This is a genomic window from Micromonospora olivasterospora (assembly GCF_007830265.1).
In the GTDB taxonomy this organism is placed as follows: Bacteria; Actinomycetota; Actinomycetes; order Mycobacteriales; family Micromonosporaceae; genus Micromonospora; species Micromonospora olivasterospora.
On the sequence record NZ_VLKE01000001.1, the window covers coordinates 3942249 to 3957480 of the forward strand.

Below are 15232 nucleotides of genomic sequence, written 5' to 3' on the forward strand. Positions count from 1 at the left end.
GTAACCTCGTGACTACCCCTGAGTACCGGAGTGCCCTGTCGCCGACGGCGTCCGCCCGTACTCTTCCGGCATCCGGCTGTCTCGGCCGGAGAAGCCACGCGGCCGGGTCCGAGCGCGGCCGCCTCACCGGGAGGCACCTGATGAAGCCGGGCCCTCTCCCCGGGGTCGACGTGCCCGACCACGCCGGCGGTGGTCCGTTCGGCCCGCCGCGGTGCGCTCCGCTGCCGACCCGGCTCGGGTTGGCCGAGCCCCGGCCGGACGAGCCGCTGGCCGTGGTCGCCGCCGGTCCGGCCGGCGCCGCCCGCCGCGACGTGCTCGCCGCGCTGCTGCGTCTCGCCCCGGACATGCTGGCCGTCCCTGCGGGGAGCTGGCTGGTGGTCGACCACGCCCGCGCGGCGACCCGCGCCGCCTACGTGCCGGGCTACCGCGAGCCGCACAGCTACGCCCCGGACGGGTCGGCCGCCGGTCCGGCGCTGGCCCGGCCGCCGCGCCGGGTGGAGCTGAGCGTCGCCGAGCCGCTGCTGCGGCACTTCACCCTGGTCGACACGCCGGACAGCGAGACCCTCGGCGCCGCCGGTGGGCAGATCCTGCGCGACGCCGTCGGCCGGGGCGGGGCGCTGCTGTTCGTGATCGCCGCCGACCAGGCGTTCACCGCCGCCGAGCTGCACCTGCTGGCGGAGGTCGCCCGCACCCGGGTAGAGGTCTGCTTCGTCGTCACGCCGGGCGGCTCGGGCTGGGCGCCGCCGTCCGACAAGGTGCCGCCCGCCGGGGCCGACCCGGCGGAGCCGGAGGGTCGGGTGATCCGTGGCCGCCGGGGCCGGGCGAGGCAGGCCGGCGCCAGCGCCGCCGGCGAGGCGGGGCGGGGCCCTGCGCCGGCCTCGCCCGGGAGCCCCGGCGCCCCGGTGGATCCGGGGTCGACCGTCGACCAGACCGAGGTGGTCGTCGCGGCACACCGCGCGGCGCTGCTCTCCGCCGTGCCCGGGCTGGCCGGGGCGCGGTGGTACCCGGCGCGGCCCGAGGAGATCGATGCGCTGCGCCGGTCCCTGGTGGGCTGGGCCGCCGAGGAGGGGCTGCGCCGGTCCAGCGCCCAGCCGCCCGTGCTGCCGGGCACGCACGGCCGGGTGTCGGTGCTGCCCGGCCCGGACTCGACCGAGTGGTCCGAGCAGCTCGACCGTCAGGCGCGCGCCTGCGCCCAGCGGATCCGCGAGCACCTCGCCCTGGAGCTGGCCAACATCCACCTGCGGGTGGTCCAGGAGATCGTCTCCGGCGTCGGCTGCGCGGGCCTGCCGCAGCTGCTGGACCGGGAGATGGAGGCGCTCGCCCTGCTCGCCACCGACCGGTGCGACCGGGCGGTGCGGGCGATCCTGGACGACGCCGCGGCCCGGGTCTTCGGCGCGCCGGTCGCGGACGGGGTGCGGCGGCGGATCGCCGACGCCGTGCGCTTCGGGCTCGCCGACCACCTGGCCGGGCGGGATCTGGACCGGGTGCTGCTGGTCACCAGCACCGCCGGGGTGGCCGAGCTGACCGGCGCGGGCGCCGTCGACTCCGTCTCCGGCTACCCGGGGCGGCGCGCGCCGAGGTGCTGCCGCCCGTGGCCGTGGCGCTCTCCGGCGGGTGCTGGCAGCACTGGCGTACGCCGGGCAACGACGACCCGGGCGGCGCGCGCTCCTGGGCGCAGCGGGCGCTGCGGGAGGTCGAGTTGGAGCTCACCCGGGAGGTTTCCCGGCGGTTCGAGGTGATCCGCCTCTCGCTCGGCGCGGTGCTCTCCGATGCGGTCGACCACGGCATCCTGCTGGCCTGAGGCGCTGCCGGCCGTCCCGGCGGCCGGCCTCGGCCGGGAAACCGCCGCGGCGGCGCCCGGCGCGGATCCGGGTCGGTCCGGCGCTCCGGTTCATCGCCGCGGCGCGACCGGTGGCACGATGGGGGGCATGGCGGCTCCGCAGGTTGCGCCGGTCGAGACGCCGGACACCGAAGAGGTGCCGGTCTCCGACCGGCCGTGGGTGACGATCGTGTGGGACGACCCGGTCAACCTGATGTCGTACGTGACCTGGGTCTTCCAGAAGCTCTTCGGTTACAGCCGGGAGAGGGCGGAGAAGCTGATGCTGGACGTGCACCACAAGGGGCGGGCGGTGGTCTCCGGCGGCGCCCGGGAACGGATGGAGCACGATGCGGCGCAGCTGCACGCGTACGGACTGTGGGCCACGGTGGAGCGGTCGTGAGCATGTTCCACCGCCACGGCGACCGGTACGTGGTCGCCCTCGCCGTGGACGAGGTCCGCGTGCTGCGCAAGGTGGCCTCCGAGGTCGTGGGCCTGCTCACCGACGGCTTCGACCACTCCGACCCGGTGGTCGGCCGGCTCTTCCCGGAGGCGTACCCCGACGACGCGCCCGACACCGCGGAGTTCCGCCGCTACACCGAGGGCGACCTGAAGACGGGCAAGATCGACCAGGCGGGCGCGGTCCTCGCCGCGCTGCCCGAGTCCAGCGGCGAGGTGGCGCTCGACGCCGAGGCGGCCGAGGCCTGGCTGCGGGCGCTCAACGACGCGCGGCTGGCGATGGGCGTCCGGCTGGAGATCAAGGACGGCACGGACCTGGGCGCGGAGCTGGACGCGGCGGTGGCCGCGGATCCGTCGTCGAGCCGGGTGTTCCAGCTATCGGTATACGCCTATCTCGGGTACCTCCAGGAGTCCCTACTCAACGCCATGGTCGACTGAGCGTGACCGCTGCCACTTCGGGTGACGGCCAACAGGCGTTAGGCTGGACGGCGTGCTGAGCATCGACCGGTCGATTGTTGACGTGATCGTCGCCCACGCGCGTCGCGACCACCCGGATGAGGCGTGCGGCGTGGTCGCCGGCCCCGCCGGCAGCGACACCCCGACCCGGCACATCCCGATGGAGAACGCCGCCCGCTCCATGACCTTCTACGAGTTCGACTCGATGGAGCACCTGCGGGTGTGGCGGGAGATGGACGACCGCGACGAGGAGCCGGTCGTCATCTACCACTCGCACACCGCGACCGAGGCGTACCCCTCCCGCACGGACATCTCCTTCGCCGGCGAGCCCAACGCGCACTACCTGCTCGTCTCCACCCGGGAGCCCGACACCGAGGAGATCCGTTCCTACCGGATCGTCGACGGTGTGGTGACCGAGGAGCCGGTCCGGATCGTGGACGCCAACGTGGACCCGCACGCCGTCCAGTCCTACATGTTCGGGCAGAGCCCGGCGACGGTCGACTACGAGTGTTCCGACCGCTGACATCCGCAGCGCCGAAACATCCTTCTTCCCCCCGTCACCGTGCGACCGCACACCCGAACAAGGAGTACGACACCATGGCCATCGAGGTTCGCATCCCCACCATCCTGCGCAGCTACACCGGCGGCGCGAAGGTCGTCGAGGGCACCGGCGACAGCCTGGGTGACCTGCTCACCGACCTGGACTCCCGGCACAGCGGCCTGCGCGCCCGGCTGGTCACCGACGCCGGCACGCTGCACCGGTTCGTCAACGTCTACGTCAACGACGAGGACGTCCGTTTCCTCGGTGCGCTGGACGCCAAGCTCAACGACGGCGACAGCGTGACCATCCTGCCGGCCGTGGCCGGCGGCGCCCGCTAGGGCTGCCCGCGATGGCGCGGTACGACAGCCTGCTGGACGCCTGCGGGGGCACGCCCCTGGTCGGGCTGCCCCGGCTCTCCCCGACCGTGCCCGAGGGGGCGCCGTCGGTGCGACTGTGGGCGAAGCTGGAGGACCGGAACCCCACGGGCAGCATCAAGGACCGCGCGGCCATGTTCATGGTCCGCCGGGCCGAGGAGGAGGGCCGGCTGCGCCCGGGTGACACCATCCTGGAGCCGACCAGCGGCAACACGGGCATCTCGCTGGCGATGGTGGCCAAGCTGCGCGGCTACCGGCTGGTCTGCGTGATGCCGGAGAACGTCTCCGCCGAGCGGGTCCAGCTGCTCCGGATGTACGGCGCGGAGATCATCTTCTCGCCGGCCGCGGGCGGGTCGAACCAGGCCGTCGCCACCGCGAAGCAGATCTCGGCCGAGCACCCCGACTGGGTGATGCTCTACCAGTACGGCAACGAGGCCAACGCCCGGGCGCACTACGAGACGACCGGTCCGGAGCTGCTGCGCGACCTGCCCACCATCACGCACTTCGTGGCCGGGCTGGGCACCACCGGCACCCTCATGGGCACCGGGCGCTACCTGCGCGAGAAGGTCGAGGACATCCAGGTCGTGGCCGCCGAGCCCCGCTACGGTGAGCTGGTCTACGGGCTGCGCAACATCGACGAGGGGTACGTCCCGGAGCTCTACGACGCCACCGTGCTGTCGCGGCGGTTCTCCGTCGGCACCCGCGACGCGGTGCTGCGTACCCGTCAACTGGTGGAGGTCGAGGGCATCTTCGCCGGCTTCTCCACCGGGGCGATCCTGCACGCCGCCCTGGCGGTCGCGCACGAGGCCGTCCGGGACGGCCGCGCGGCCGACGTCGCGTTCGTGGTGGCCGACGGCGGGTGGAAGTACCTCTCCACCGGCGCGTACGGCGGCACGCTCGCCGACGCGGAGGAGGCCCTCGAGGGCCAGCTCTGGGCCTGACGACATCGACGGGTCGTGGCCGGTGACGGCTGCGGCCCGTCGCGTCCGCTCCGGCCCGGTGCGCTCGGCGCGGGTGTCACCTTGGTGACAACTTTCACGAGATGATTCTTGCTCCGCTGTGCGCCAGCGTAGGCTGCGCAGCGTGGCGTACGCGTCGGTGGAGATCATTCCCGGGGTGCAGGCCGACGTGACGACTACCATACGTTACAGCGGGACGACCTGATGCGACTGACCGTCCTGGGCTGCGCCGGTAGCTTCCCCGGCCCCGAGTCTCCGTGTTCGGCCTATCTGGTCGAGGCCGAGGGCTTCCGGCTTCTGATCGATTTCGGTCCCGGCGCCCTGTCCACCCTCCAGCGGTACGCCGGGCTGCACGCCCCGGACGCCATCCTGCTGACCCACCTGCACTGCGACCACATGCTCGACGCCGTGTCGTACGTCGTGGTGCGCAGGTACGCCCCGGACGGCCCGTACCCGCCCCTGCCCGTGTACGCGCCCCCCGGCGCGCCGGACCGGCTCGCCGCCGCGTACGGGCAGGAGGGCAGCACGGTCGAGGACGTGTACCAGTTCTACGGCCTGCAGCCCGGCACCTTTCCGATCGGCCCGTTCACGGTCACCGTGGACCGGATGAACCATCCGATCGAGACGTACGGGGTGCGGCTGGAGCACGACGGCCGGGTGCTCTGCTACTCCGCCGACACGGCGCCCTGCGAGGCGCTGCTGCGGCTGGCCCAGGGCGCCGACGTCTTCCTCTGCGAGGCCAGCTATCTCGACGGGGTGGAGAACCCGCCGGACCTGCACCTGACCGGCCGGGAGGCCGGCGAGGCGGCCACCAAGGCGGGAGTCGGGCGGCTGTTGCTGACCCACCTGGTGGCCGCGTGGGGCAGCGAGGCGATGACCGTGGAGGCGGCCGGAGCGGCGTTCGCCGGCCCAGTCGAGGTGGTTCGCCCGGGCGCCGCGTACGACGTCTGAGCACTGCTCCGACGACGCGTCGCGGGCGCCGGACACGCCGTGAACCGGGCCCGGGGGAACCCCGGAGCGATGCGATCATCGGACCGCATAGGGTGCAGGCATGGCGCGACCTGACGGGCGGCGGCCCGACCAACTCCGACCGGTGACGCTGACCCGGGGCTGGAGCACCCACCCGGAGGGCTCCGTGCTCGTCGAGTTCGGCGGGACGCGGGTGCTCTGCACGGCCAGCGTCACCGAGGGGGTGCCCCGCTGGCGCAAGGGCTCCGGGCTCGGCTGGGTCACCGCCGAGTACGCGATGCTGCCCCGGGCCACGAACACCCGCTCCGACCGGGAGAGCGTCAAGGGCCGGGTCGGCGGGCGTACGCACGAGATCTCCCGACTGATCGGGCGCAGCCTGCGGGCCAGCGTCGACCTCAAGGCCCTCGGCGAGAACTCGATCGTGCTCGACTGCGACGTGCTCCAGGCCGACGGCGGCACCCGTACGGCGGCCATCACCGGCGCGTACGTGGCGCTGCACGACGCGGTGACCTGGCTGGCCGAGCGCAAGGCGTTGGCCGGCAAGGTGGAGAGGGTGATGCACCGGTCGGTCGCCGCGGTGAGCGTCGGCGTCATCGCCGGCGAGCCGCGCCTCGATCTCTGCTACGAAGAGGACGTGGTGGCCGAGGTGGACATGAACGTGGTCTGCACCGGCACCGGCGACTTCGTCGAGGTGCAGGGGACGGGGGAGTCCGGCGTCTTCGCCCGGGACCGGCTCGACGCCCTGCTCGACCTGGCCGTCGCCGGCTGCGCGGAACTGGCCGAAGCCCAGCGGAAGGCTCTTTCGTGAGCGCGAGGAGTGAGCTTGCGAGCCCCGCAGTCGCGAACAGAGGCGGAACAGTATGAGCGCGAGGAGTGAGCTTGCGAGCCCCGCAGTCGCGAACAGAGGCGGAACAGTATGAGCGCGAGGAGTGAGCTTGCGAGCCCCGCAGTCGCGAACAGAGGCGGAACAGTATGAGCGCGAGGAGTGAGCTTGCGAGCCCCGCAGTCGCGAACAGAGGCGGAACAGCATGAACAAGGTCCTGCTCGCCACCCGTAACCGCAAGAAGCTCATCGAGCTGCAGCGGATCCTCGATGGCGCGCTCGGCGTGCACCGGATCGCCCTGCTCGGTCTCGACGATGTCGAGCAGTACCCGGAGCTGCCGGAGACGGGCCTGACCTTCGGCGAGAACGCGCTCATCAAGGCGCGGGAGGGCTGCCGGCGTACGGGCCTGCCGACCATCGCCGACGACTCCGGCATCGCGGTCGACGCGCTCAACGGCATGCCGGGGGTGTTCAGCGCCCGCTGGGCCGGCCGGCACGGCGACGACCAGGCCAACCTCCAGCTCGTGCTGGACCAGATCGCCGACGTGCCGGACGAGCACCGGGGCGCCGCCTTCGTCTGCACGGTGGCGCTGGTGCTGCCGAACGGCAAGGAGCACCTGGTCGACGGCCGCCAGGCCGGCCGGGTGCTGCGCGCCCCGCGCGGCGAGGGCGGTTTCGGGTACGACCCGATCTTCCTCGGTGACGGGCAGGACCGGACCAACGCGGAGCTGACCCCGGAGGAGAAGGACGCGGTCAGCCACCGCGGCAAGGCGCTGCGCGAGCTGGCCAAGCTGGTCGCGAAGGTCCTCCCCCCGGCGCCCTGATTTCCGCCCCGTGTCCCGGGCGGCCCCGGCCGCCTGCGGCGCGCAGCGCATCGAGTACGCCTCCTGCACGGCGTGCGCCAGGTCGTGGCGGTGCGGGTCCATCACGTGCCGCGGGCGACAGCGAGCACGTCGGCGGGGGAGGGCGGTGGTACCCGGCCCGAGCCCCCGTGGTCGGCGAGCAGCCGGGTCGGGGTGCACCCGTGCACGGCCCGGCAGGCGTCGTTCTCGGCGGGCTGCTCGGACAGGCGGACGTGCAGCGGCGCGCCCCGCCGGTCGGCCCAGCCTGCGACCGTGGCCAACTGCTCTGCCGGCACCGCGCGGACCGAGTGGACCGCCGCGCCGACGAGCGCGTGCGGGCCGTCGGGGGCGAACGCGGCCACCCGCTCGGCCCAGCGCAGCGCGTCGCCGTCGCCGAAGCGCCGCTGCGGGCCGGCCAGCGGCGCGCCGTCCACGGTGGCCGTCAGGCAGCAGGTGTCCAGCAGGGTGATCCGGACGCCGGCCTGCGCGGCGGCCTCGACGAGCGCCGCCCCCATCGCGTTGGCGTCGCCGTACGGGGTGCCCTCGGGGCCGTGGTGCAGGTAGTGGAACTCGCCGACGCAGGTGATGCCGGCCAGCGCCCTCTCGGCGTACGCGGCCCGGGCCAGGGCCAGGTCGGGGCGCCGCCCCGGCGCAGCGGTGTGACGCCGGTGATCCGGCCGTCTTCGGCCTCGATCAGCACCTCGGGCGTCGGCTCGGGCCGGTCGGGCAGCCAGGCGTGCTCGGCCAGCCAGCGGGTGGCGGTCACCGTGCCCACCCCCGGTGGAGCGGCGGATCGGTCACGCACGTGTCAGGTCCCCGAGAACGCGGGCCAGGGCGGCCACCCCGGCGGCGCAGTCGGCGTCGGTGGCCGCCTCGCCCGGCGCGTGCGACACCCCGGTCGGGTTGCGCACGAACAGCATCGCGGTGGGCAGGTGCCCGGCCAGCACCCCGGCGTCGTGGCCCGCCCCGGTGGGCAGCACCGGCGCGGCGAGCAGCGCCGCCAGGCGGTCGGCCAGCCCGCCGTCGAAGGCGACCAGCGGGGTCGCCGACTCCTCGGTCAGGGCGACCTCCGTGCCGTCCCGCCGCGCCCGTTCGGCCGCCTTGGCGCGCACCGCCTCGACCAGGCCGGTCAGCGTCTCCGGCTCCGCCGCCCGGGCGTCCAGCCAGCCCGTCACCCGCGCCGGGATCGCGTTGGTGGCGTTCGACTCGACGGCCACCCGCCCCACCGTGGCGTGCGCGCCGCGCAGCCGGGCCTCCTTGTTCGCCGCGAGCACCGTGAACGCGTACGTGAGCATGGGGTCGCGGCGGTCGGCCATCCGGGTCGTACCGGCGTGGTTTCCCTCGCCGGTGAAGTCGAAGCGCCAGCGGCCGTGCGGCCAGATCGCGCTGGCCACCGCGACCGGCGCGGCCCGCTCGACCAGCGCACGGCCCTGCTCGACGTGCAGCTCCACGAACGCCGACCAGCCGGCGATCAGGTCGGGCCGGGCGCCCGCCGGGCGGTCGCCCAGCGCCTTGGCCAGGCTCACCCCGTCGGCGTCGCGCAGGCCGGCCGCGCGGCCCGGGTCCAGCGCCCCGGTGAGCAGCCGTGACCCCAGACACGGTACGCCGAACCGGGCGCCCTCCTCCTCCGCGAACGCGGCCACCACCAGCGGCCGGACCGGGGCGGCCCCGGCGGCCCGCAGCTCGTCCACGGCGAGGAACGCGCTGACGATCCCGAGTGGCCCGTCGTACGCCCCGCCGTGCGGCACCGAGTCGAAGTGGCTGCCGGTCAGCACCGCGTCCCCGGCGGCCGGATCGCCCCAGCGGGCGAACAGGTTGCCGTTGCCGTCGGCGGTGACCGGCATGCCCCGGCGTTCCGCCTGCTCCCGGAACCAGTCGCGCAGCGTCAGCTCCGGCTCCGTGAACGCGTACCGCAGGTAGCCGCCGCTTCGGGCGTCCCGCCCGACCGGCGCGATCTCGTCCCAGAGCTTGCGGAACCGGGCGGTCAGATCCTCGCTCACGCTGCACTCCTCGCGCTCACGCTGTACCTCTGTTGTTCGCGACTGCGGGGCTCCGCTGCGCTGCACTCCTCGCGCTCACGCTGTACCTCTGTTGTTCGCGACTGCGGGGCTCCGCTGCGCTGCACTCCTCGCGCTCACGCTGTACCTCTGTTGTTCGCGACTGCGGGGCTCCGCTGCGCTGCACTCCTCGCGCTCACGGGTCGCCCTCCGCCATCGGCACCCGCACCCCGGTGCGCCCGGCCACCTTGCGGGCGGCGTCGTAGCCGGCGTCGACGTGCCGGCTGCGGCCACCCCTGGGCGATCAGCGCGGCGCCGCGAGGGGCGCGGACGGACTGGGACATCTCGGTATCCTCTCAGCCGAGGAACACTGGCGGCGGACGGCGGTCTCGGCGACCTCGGCCGCGGGAAGGTACGCCGCCGCGGCGGCGTGCTGCACCAGGCTGTGCGCGACCGGCGCTGCGTCGGGGTGAGCCGGCCGCCCTGGAACAGGTCGCGCACCCGGTCCGCGGACGCCCCGACGGCACCTCCGTCTCCCCTGCGGCGACTGTATGCACAAATCGTTCAGGGGCAACCCGCGGCGGTTCGTACCGTCGTCCCGCGTCTGTACTATCCGCACGGCAGGTAGCAGAGGGAGTGGGGCATGCAGCCGGTTGGTCCGTACAGGTTCACCGAGACGATCGGCACCTCCCAGGTCGGCAAAGCCTGGTGGGCCGTCGACGGCCAGGACCGGCTGGTCACGGTCGCGGTGCTCGACACCGCGGTGGCCGAGCACCCGGGCTGGCGGCGCGCCTTCTCCGGCATGGCCGACGCGCTGGCCGCGCCCGGCGGCGGTGGCCGTTCCTACCTCAACGCCGACTTCGACGCCCCCGCGCCCTGGGTCGCGTACGCCGCCGACGGCGGCCCCGGCGCCGAGCACCTCTTCAAGGCACTCGGCCACCCGATCCGGGCCGAGCACGCGGTCGAGGAGAGCACCGTCGCGATGCTCCAACTGCCCGTCCGACCGGTGCCCGCGCCGGACGTCCCGCCGGCGTCGCAGGCCGACCCGTCGCAGCCGCAGTCGGTGTCCGGACCCCCGCGGCAGGTTTCCGCGCCCCCGCAGCAGGTCTCGGGGCTGCCTTACCAGGTCTCGGGGCTGCCTCAGCAGGGCTTCCCGCTCCCACAGACCCAGCCGGTGAGCGGTCCGCCCCACGACCCGTTCGCCTCGCCGGTTCCCCGAATCCAGCCCTCCGAGCCGCCTCGCCGGCGTACCGGGCTCTGGATCGGGATCGCCGCGCTGGTTCTGCTGGTGCTCGCCGGCGCCGGAGGCGTGTTCGTCTGGTACGGGTCGAATGACGACGGTCCGGCGCAGGTGGGGCCTCGCCGAGCGGCACGGCCGCGCCAGCGGCGTTGCCGACGTCGCCGCCGCAGTCGCCCGGTCTCGAGCCACCCAAGCCCGGCGCTTGGCCGACCCAGTGGCCGAAGTTCACCGTGCGGGACAACGTCCGCACCCTGACCGGTCTGGAGGGTGTGGGCTTCCCGGTCAAGGTCCCGATGGACTGGCAGTGCACGCTGGCCGGCCGTGCCGACGGCTACGTCAAGCACCACTGCGGTGTGTCGGCGGCAGAGAGCCCCACGATGGGCGGCGAGCTGATCGTCCGGGACTGCCCGCAGCCGTGCGACGAGAAACGCCAGACGGCCATGCGCATGTCCGAGGAGGCGTGGGGCGCGCAGTGGGTCCGCGGCGGTCAGTACGCGACCTACGCCGAGGCGCTCGTCGAGGTCGACGGCGAGCAGCGGCACGGCCTCGTCGTCGTCGCCTACTACCGTGGCGGCGCGGACGGGCTCACGGACCGGCAGCTCGTCCTGCGGATGACCGCGCCGGTACAGGACGGCCACGTGCTACGCCGCGTCGCCACCTATCTCAGGGACGTCGTCGTCTTCTGAGCACGGCCCGGTAGCTCACCCTCGCTGATATGCGGGCCGCCCGGCCCGCATATCAGCGAGGGTCGACCTCATCGCAGGGCGTCGGCGATCCACGCCGCCATGCGCGCGGCGAACTGTTGCTCGGAAAAGCCGGCGGCGTGCGCCCGGACTCGGTCTGGTGACAGCTCACGCAGCTGGTGGACCGGAGGAACGAAGCTGCGCGGGTCGAGGGAATCGACGAGGAACCCGGTTTCGCCGTCGACGACGGTCTCCAGCAGGCCGCCCCGGCGCAGGCCCACCACCGGTGTGCCGCATGCCTGGGCTTCGACCGGGATGATGCCGAAATCCTCGTGGACCGGGAACAGCAGGGCCCTCGCGCCCCAGTAGAGCTGGCGCAGCCGCTCCTTCGAGGGCCGGACCTCGAACGTGACGGGCACGCGGACCCGCTCCGCGGCGCGTCGGAGGGCCGCCTCCTCGGGCCCCGAACCGGCGATCACCACCGGGAGACCGGCCGCGTCGGCGATCTGGATGATCAGATCGAAGTTCTTGTACGGGATCCACCGCCCCATGCCGAGCAGGTAGTCACGCGTCTGGCCCTGGTCAGCGGCAGGTGCGGAGGCGAAGTAGTCGACGTCCACCGGCGGATTGATGACGACCGCGTCGCGCCGCCAGTAGCGGGCGATCCGCGCCCGCACCTCCTGCGAGTTCGCGGCGTAGCTGTGCACGTGGCGGCTGAGCCGGACGTCGGCGCTCTGCAGGATGCGCCGAGGCAACGCCAGCAGCGGGCTGGATCCCCGACCGTCGAAGTCCGGACTCCAGACGTAACGCGCGGGGGAGTGGACGTAGCTCAGGTAACGGGTCTGCTCGGGTGAACCGAGTTGCACGGTGTGGGCGAACGCGTGGCTGGAGGAGATGACGACGTCGAACCGCTCGCGGCTGAGGGTCCGCCAGACCAGGGGCATCATCGGCAATGCCCCCGCCTTCGTATGCCGCAGCGGCGTCCGCGACAGCCACGACTCCCGAAGGTTGGGCTCGGTGGCGTCGTGGTCCTTCCAGAGCACGAAGCGCTCCGCGTGCGGCAGAAGGTCACTGATCTGCCGGAAGACGTTTTCCGAGCCACCCGTGGCGCCGAACCACTCGTGGACGAGCGCCACCCGGCGACTTGCCAGGTGGTCCAGCGGGTTCGCCGGATTGGCGTGGGGAATGGCCGTTGTGCCTTGGTCTACCACTGGTCGCTCCTCATGCCACACTCTCGGCGTCCGTCCGTGGGGACCGGGCCGGAGCGCTTCGTTGATCGATCTTCGCCATCCGGCGATCGTTTCGGTGCTCGTTGTCGTCCGACCCGCCGCGGATCTGCGCGAAGCCTTCCCGCAACTTCTGGCGCAGCACCCTGGCGACCGGCTTCTCCACGAAGCGGTGCGTGAGATAGGCGAGCAGGAGCACACCGGTCACCACACCAGCCAGCAGCACCCAGGGCGACACCGTGTCGTGCAGCCGGTCCACGGCGATCCGGCTGAGTTGCATGTGCATCAGGTAGACCGGATACGTGAGCGCGCCGATCACGGTCAGCCCACGCCACTTCACCCAGGAGAACCAGCCGAGCGCCACCGCGATCATCAGCCCGTAGAAGAGGAACATGATCGGCAGGGCGACCTCGAAGGAGATCACCGGCCGCTCCGCGTTCTGCCCCGCGACGCGCCGGCCGAGTGTGATCAGGCCGATGACCATCGACGTGCCGAGGATTCCCCACAGCACGAGGTTCGGCCCGAACCGGTGGATCAGGTACAACGCGATGCCGGCGACGAAGTACGGGGCGAATCCCGACTCCACGAACTGGATCAGTGGCCGGAGCTGCGAGTGCTCCGCGTACAGGGCGGCGACCATCCACAGGGCGCAGAAGAGGACGACCCGGCGGTAGGTCAGGCCGAACCAGACGACGATTGCGAAGAGCAGGTAGAACTTCAGCTCGATGAAGAGGGTCCAGTACACCGAGTCGATGTTCGTGATCCCGACGAACGTCTGCAGCATCGTCGCGTTGATCAGCACGTGCGACGGTTGCGGCCGGCCGGTCTCGAGCGGCCAGAGGGTGAGCGCGGCGGACGTGACAAGGACCGCGAAGACGTACGCCGGCATGAGGCGGGTCACCCGCGACACCGCGAAGTCGGTGACCGACCGGCCCCAGCAGCTCATGCAGATGACGAAGCCGCTGATGACGAAGAAGAACTCGACGCCCATCCAGCCGTACCGGAAGACGGTGACCAGAGCGCCACCGAAGATCTCCTCGACCCCGGCCCCCCAGGCCCCACGATTGTCGTTGTCGACGAAGACGTGAAAGCCGAGGACCGAAATTGCGGCGAAGAAGCGCAGCAGGTCCAGCACGTAGAGCCGGCCGCGCCTCTGCTGTCCCTGGACATCCCGGCGTGACGGCGTGATCTCGGAGGGACGCTGTCCGTGTCCCTGACGCGGAAGCTCCTGCTTCACCATCGCGTCGGGTCCGGCAATGCCACCGGCGTGCACAGTCACTGGCTCCTCACCTGATCGCCGGGCCTCACGGGTGCTGACTTGATCGTCACCAGGTCGTCCTTGGGGGTCTCGCTCGTCCCGCGGCCCAGCTTCTTCAGGAGGAAGGACAGGAACGTCCGGCGGAGCTGCGGCACGGCCGCCACGTACAGCGCCCAGACCAGCAGGATCGCCGCGCACGAGGCGGCCAGGCGTAGCACGCCGGTGCCGGACAGCAGGTATCCGACGGCGGCAGCGGCGGCCGCGCCGGGCAGCGCGATGGCGAGCAGGCGGGTGCTGAATCCCAACACCCGCAACCACGCGGCCGACGCGACGAACATCAGCAGCCCGCCCACGGACGAGGCGGCACCGAGGGTGAACGCGCCCCAGTGGCGGTACGTCAGGAGATTGATCCCGATCGGGACGCCGAAGGAGAGCGCCATCACGATCGCGACCTGGAAGTTCGCGCCCCGAGCGTTGAGCACCTTGACGAAGGTGTAGCCGAGCACCTGCGCCCAGATGCCGAGGGCGAAGCCCAGGAGCATCACCGACGAGATGTCGACGGCACGGTCGTCGAACTGGCCCCGGGCATACAGGAGGGTCACGATCTCCCGGCTGTTGACCGACAGAACCAGCGCGAGGGGAATGGCCACCAGGATCACCGGCGGGATCATGCGGCGGAGCCCGTCGCCCACCTCGCTAGCCTTCATCTTCGCGAACGACGCCAGACCGGCCAGGCCCAGCGGAGCCGCGAGCAGGGCCATGCAGGAGTCGACCACGAAGCGCGCGTACTCGGTCGCCGCGACCACCTCCACACCGAGCAGCGAGCCGACGGCCCGCTCGACGGCGATCGACCCCTGGAGGATCACGGGGATCAGCAGGAGCGGCCGGAGCCGGCGCCAGAACATCCCGAGCGCCACCTTCGCGGCGGCCCGATCCGGCTGTCGGGGGCCGTGCTCGTCACCCTCGCGCAGATAGCCCTGCCGACGGATCGAGTAGGCGCCCCAGCACCACAGCATTACGTACGGCACCGTGAAGCCCCAGGCGAGCACGGAGACGTGTCCGGTCAGGTACGCGATCACCGTCGCGCCGATCAGCCCGATGCTCTGGCAGGAGGGCCGCAGGTTGATCAGACGGACGTCGTCGTTCGCCAGGCCGACCAGCGTGTACAGGTTGTAGAGGACGTAGAACGGTACGCCCAGCGCGGCGATGGCCAGCATGGTCGCGGCGATGTCCGCCGTGTTCGGGTCCAGCCCCGGGCCCAGGAGTCCCACCCATACGTCGCGGCCGAAGAGGAGCGCCACGACGAGGGCCAGGGAGAACGCCGCCAGCAGCAGGTGGACCGTGCGGAAGAGCGCCTGCGCCATCGCCGGCCGTTCCTGGCGGTACTGCACGTACAGCGGCAGAAAGCCCGCCGAGAGCGCGTCGGCGGTGAAGAAGTTGATGGGGATCAGCGTCGCCGTCAGCGCGATCCGGTTGGCCGCTACGACCCGCCCCGCTCCGAAGAGCGCGGCCAGCAGCACCTCGCGGAGCAGCCCGAGGATCTTGCCCGCGATGCCGCCGAGGACCAGACGGAAGAAGACTCTGGCCATG

At 72.6% G+C, this 15232-nt stretch carries 15 protein-coding genes and 1 pseudogene; 11 read left to right on the top strand and 5 right to left on the bottom strand.

What is annotated here, in order from left to right:
• The first annotated feature begins 140 nt into the window (after positions 1–140).
• The 9 genes from JD77_RS18205 (at position 141) to rdgB (ending at position 7220) form a co-directional block, all read left to right on the top strand.
• Positions 141–1739 carry a P-loop NTPase family protein gene (locus tag JD77_RS18205; RefSeq protein WP_246140740.1) on the top strand — a complete coding sequence of 533 codons (1599 nt, stop codon included), beginning with the start codon at positions 141–143 and terminating at the stop codon, positions 1737–1739.
• 189 nt (positions 1740–1928) lie between these two features.
• The gene (clpS, locus tag JD77_RS18210) at positions 1929–2219 is read left to right on the top strand and encodes an ATP-dependent Clp protease adapter ClpS (protein WP_145775423.1); all 291 of its coding nucleotides are present in this window, start codon (positions 1929–1931) and stop codon (positions 2217–2219) included.
• A gap of 2 nt (positions 2220–2221) precedes the next feature.
• Entirely contained in the window at positions 2222–2713 is a 492-nt protein-coding gene (locus JD77_RS18215) for a DUF2017 domain-containing protein (protein WP_170286643.1), read from the top strand.
• Between the two features lie 52 nt (positions 2714–2765).
• Positions 2766–3254 (top strand): M67 family metallopeptidase, encoded by a 489-nt coding sequence (locus tag JD77_RS18220; protein WP_145775425.1) that lies wholly within the window; start codon positions 2766–2768, stop codon positions 3252–3254.
• Positions 3255–3328: 74 nt separating this feature from the next.
• Entirely contained in the window at positions 3329–3610 is a 282-nt protein-coding gene (locus tag JD77_RS18225) for a MoaD family protein (RefSeq protein WP_145775426.1), read from the top strand.
• A gap of 11 nt (positions 3611–3621) precedes the next feature.
• Positions 3622–4587, top strand: coding sequence for a PLP-dependent cysteine synthase family protein (locus tag JD77_RS18230; RefSeq protein WP_145775427.1), 966 nt, complete (start codon positions 3622–3624; stop codon positions 4585–4587).
• 222 nt (positions 4588–4809) lie between these two features.
• Positions 4810–5556, top strand: a complete 747-nt coding sequence (locus JD77_RS18235; RefSeq protein ID WP_145775428.1) for an MBL fold metallo-hydrolase — start codon at positions 4810–4812, stop codon at positions 5554–5556.
• A gap of 100 nt (positions 5557–5656) precedes the next feature.
• On the top strand, positions 5657–6382 hold the full coding sequence (rph, locus tag JD77_RS18240) for a ribonuclease PH (RefSeq protein ID WP_145775429.1): 726 nt from the start codon (positions 5657–5659) through the stop codon (positions 6380–6382).
• Between the two features lie 220 nt (positions 6383–6602).
• Positions 6603–7220, top strand: a complete 618-nt coding sequence (gene rdgB, locus JD77_RS18245) for an RdgB/HAM1 family non-canonical purine NTP pyrophosphatase (RefSeq protein WP_145775430.1) — start codon at positions 6603–6605, stop codon at positions 7218–7220.
• A 152-nt stretch (positions 7221–7372) separates the two neighbouring features.
• On the opposite strand, the pseudogene JD77_RS18250 reads toward rdgB, so the two are convergent.
• Both JD77_RS18250 and JD77_RS18255 read right to left on the bottom strand, forming a co-directional pair.
• Positions 7373–8004: pseudogene (locus tag JD77_RS18250) on the bottom strand (amidohydrolase family protein); the annotation flags it as partial.
• Between the two features lie 31 nt (positions 8005–8035).
• A complete protein-coding gene (locus JD77_RS18255) occupies positions 8036–9238 on the bottom strand; it encodes an allantoate amidohydrolase (RefSeq protein WP_145775431.1) in 1203 nt (400 codons plus the stop codon).
• 640 nt (positions 9239–9878) lie between these two features.
• Here JD77_RS18255 and JD77_RS18260 point away from each other — a divergent pair.
• Together JD77_RS18260 and JD77_RS18265 are read left to right on the top strand one after the other, a co-directional pair.
• The gene (locus JD77_RS18260; RefSeq protein WP_145775432.1) at positions 9879–10730 is read left to right on the top strand and encodes a hypothetical protein; all 852 of its coding nucleotides are present in this window, start codon (positions 9879–9881) and stop codon (positions 10728–10730) included.
• The gene (locus tag JD77_RS18265) at positions 10706–11161 is read left to right on the top strand and encodes a hypothetical protein (RefSeq protein WP_145775433.1); all 456 of its coding nucleotides are present in this window, start codon (positions 10706–10708) and stop codon (positions 11159–11161) included. The genes JD77_RS18260 and JD77_RS18265 overlap by 25 nt, the downstream gene beginning before the upstream one ends.
• 68 nt (positions 11162–11229) lie before the next feature.
• Here the strand turns inward: JD77_RS18265 and JD77_RS18270 are convergent, their stop codons facing one another.
• The 3 genes from JD77_RS18270 to JD77_RS18280 form a co-directional block, all read right to left on the bottom strand.
• Positions 11230–12294, bottom strand: a complete 1065-nt coding sequence (locus JD77_RS18270; RefSeq protein WP_246140741.1) for a glycosyltransferase — start codon at positions 12292–12294, stop codon at positions 11230–11232.
• 85 nt (positions 12295–12379) lie between these two features.
• Complete coding sequence (locus JD77_RS18275; protein ID WP_145775434.1) at positions 12380–13663, bottom strand: acyltransferase family protein; 1284 nt, start codon at positions 13661–13663, stop codon at positions 12380–12382.
• Complete coding sequence (locus tag JD77_RS18280; protein ID WP_145775435.1) at positions 13660–15231, bottom strand: lipid II flippase MurJ; 1572 nt, start codon at positions 15229–15231, stop codon at positions 13660–13662. Before JD77_RS18280 ends, JD77_RS18275 begins: the two co-directional genes overlap by 4 nt.
• Between the last annotated feature and the right edge of the window lies 1 nt (position 15232).

Excerpts from the sequence above, each read along its gene's own strand:
- JD77_RS18280 (WP_145775435.1), bottom strand. The coding sequence starts at position 15,231 with ATGGCCAGAGTCTTCTTCCGTCTGGTCCTCGGCGGCATCGCGGGCAAG.
- JD77_RS18235 (WP_145775428.1), top strand. The coding sequence starts at position 4,810 with ATGCGACTGACCGTCCTGGGCTGCGCCGGTAGCTTCCCCGGCCCCGAG.
- JD77_RS18215 (WP_170286643.1), top strand. The coding sequence starts at position 2,222 with ATGTTCCACCGCCACGGCGACCGGTACGTGGTCGCCCTCGCCGTGGAC.
- clpS (WP_145775423.1), top strand. The coding sequence starts at position 1,929 with ATGGCGGCTCCGCAGGTTGCGCCGGTCGAGACGCCGGACACCGAAGAG.
- rdgB (WP_145775430.1), top strand. The coding sequence starts at position 6,603 with ATGAACAAGGTCCTGCTCGCCACCCGTAACCGCAAGAAGCTCATCGAG.
- JD77_RS18260 (WP_145775432.1), top strand. The coding sequence starts at position 9,879 with ATGCAGCCGGTTGGTCCGTACAGGTTCACCGAGACGATCGGCACCTCC.
- JD77_RS18225 (WP_145775426.1), top strand. The coding sequence starts at position 3,329 with ATGGCCATCGAGGTTCGCATCCCCACCATCCTGCGCAGCTACACCGGC.
- JD77_RS18205 (WP_246140740.1), top strand. The coding sequence starts at position 141 with ATGAAGCCGGGCCCTCTCCCCGGGGTCGACGTGCCCGACCACGCCGGC.
- rph (WP_145775429.1), top strand. The coding sequence starts at position 5,657 with ATGGCGCGACCTGACGGGCGGCGGCCCGACCAACTCCGACCGGTGACG.
- JD77_RS18230 (WP_145775427.1), top strand. The coding sequence starts at position 3,622 with ATGGCGCGGTACGACAGCCTGCTGGACGCCTGCGGGGGCACGCCCCTG.